Raw genomic sequence first — 1,150 nt, 5'->3', positions numbered from 1 at the left:
CGTATGCCTATCTCAAGGATGTACTGACGCGGCTGCCGACCCAACGGGCCAGTGAGATCGGACAGTTGCTGCCGCATCAGTGGGTGCCGGCCTGACTTACGCAAGGTGAGTTCGCCGGACGCTTACGCTACGGCGATGATCTCTTCGGATACGACCATGCGTTCCAGACGAAATCCAACAAGGATGATGTCCTCATTCAGGTCGTTGATTTCTTCGCGGGATCTGTAGCCCAGCTCTATGAGCAGAAGGCTGCTGGCGATATTGCTGAGGTCTACAAAAAGCTCCTCCGCGAGCAGACCCTCGCTCTTCTGGAGTGGCCACCCAAGTTCAATTTGCTGCATGCTCCACCGATGGATGAGTCCAGCAAGCGGACTACCCGGTGCATCAGGAAGCCCTTCGCCAAGCAGATCGTTTCATCGAGAAGGTCGGCCAATACCCGGACGAGGATGGACGTCTGCAGGTCAGCATCATGGATTACCTGAGATTCCAGAGCGAGTTCGTCACGAAGGACTACATCCTAACAGCCGACATTCTGGCCCGTCTGGGTGACAGAGGTTTTGGCGACCTGTCGGAGCAGCGGGTACGGTCAAGTGGCATTGCGAAGCTTCGGGATGCTGATGTCATCATCACAAGTACATCCAAGGGCTACAAAATTCCCCAGACTAGAGCCGACATTAATGACTTCATGGAAATGGCATCTGGCGTGCTCGTGCCATTGCTTGAGCGTGTCAAATGACCGGTGAGGTCTCTAAGCTAAGTAGTCGTGGTGAGTAAGACATCATCAAGGCGTCGAGGCTTATGGATTTAGAGAAGCTTCTATCTTCGCTGGACGCGCTCGCCCCAGACAGATGATTAGAAAAGGCGAGACCTGAGTTCACGGCTTCGAAATAGTCCAAGGCGAGCTATATCGAACGAAGATCTGGAATCAACGTCCTATTTAAGGACATCGTTAGCGGGATGCTTTAGGATGTTCCGCCTGTTTCCCTTAAATTTGAGGATCAAAATATGTCCCGTCTGGCCGAATGTAAGCGTCCGGCGAACTCACCTTGCGTAAGTCAGGCCGGCACCCACTGATGCGGCAGCAACTGTCCGATCTCACTGGCCCGTTGGGTCGGCAGCCGCGTCAGTACATCCTTGAGATAGGCATACG

Annotated in this window: 4 protein-coding genes; 2 read left to right on the top strand and 2 right to left on the bottom strand. The window is 53.8% G+C overall.

From position 1 onward, the window contains the following. Positions 1-95: transposase domain-containing protein (locus DMX12_RS28825; protein WP_146226874.1), on the top strand; the 95-nt coding region annotated here is incomplete at its 5' end. 27 nt (positions 96-122) lie between these two features. Here DMX12_RS28825 and DMX12_RS28820 read toward each other — a convergent pair. Beyond that, complete coding sequence (locus DMX12_RS28820; RefSeq protein ID WP_110680095.1) at positions 123-341, bottom strand: hypothetical protein; 219 nt, start codon at positions 339-341, stop codon at positions 123-125. Positions 342-379: 38 nt separating this feature from the next. Here DMX12_RS28820 and DMX12_RS28815 point away from each other — a divergent pair, with 38 nt between their 5' ends. Then, positions 380-736 (top strand): hypothetical protein, encoded by a 357-nt coding sequence (locus DMX12_RS28815; RefSeq protein ID WP_110680094.1) that lies wholly within the window; start codon positions 380-382, stop codon positions 734-736. Between the two features lie 319 nt (positions 737-1,055). Here DMX12_RS28815 and DMX12_RS28810 read toward each other — a convergent pair. After that, positions 1,056-1,150, bottom strand: a 95-nt coding sequence (locus tag DMX12_RS28810; RefSeq protein ID WP_146226874.1) for a transposase domain-containing protein, incomplete at its 5' end; no start/stop codon positions are given.

The organism is Pseudomonas sp. MB-090624, from assembly GCF_003205245.1.
GTDB classification, from domain to species: Bacteria; Pseudomonadota; Gammaproteobacteria; order Pseudomonadales; family Pseudomonadaceae; genus Aquipseudomonas; species Aquipseudomonas juntendi.
This window is presented reverse-complemented; position numbering and strand designations above follow the sequence as displayed.

Bases quoted from the DNA above. Each gene is read 5' to 3' on its own strand.
- DMX12_RS28820 (WP_110680095.1), bottom strand. From the start codon at position 341: ATGCAGCAAATTGAACTTGGGTGGCCACTCCAGAAGAGCGAGGGTCTG.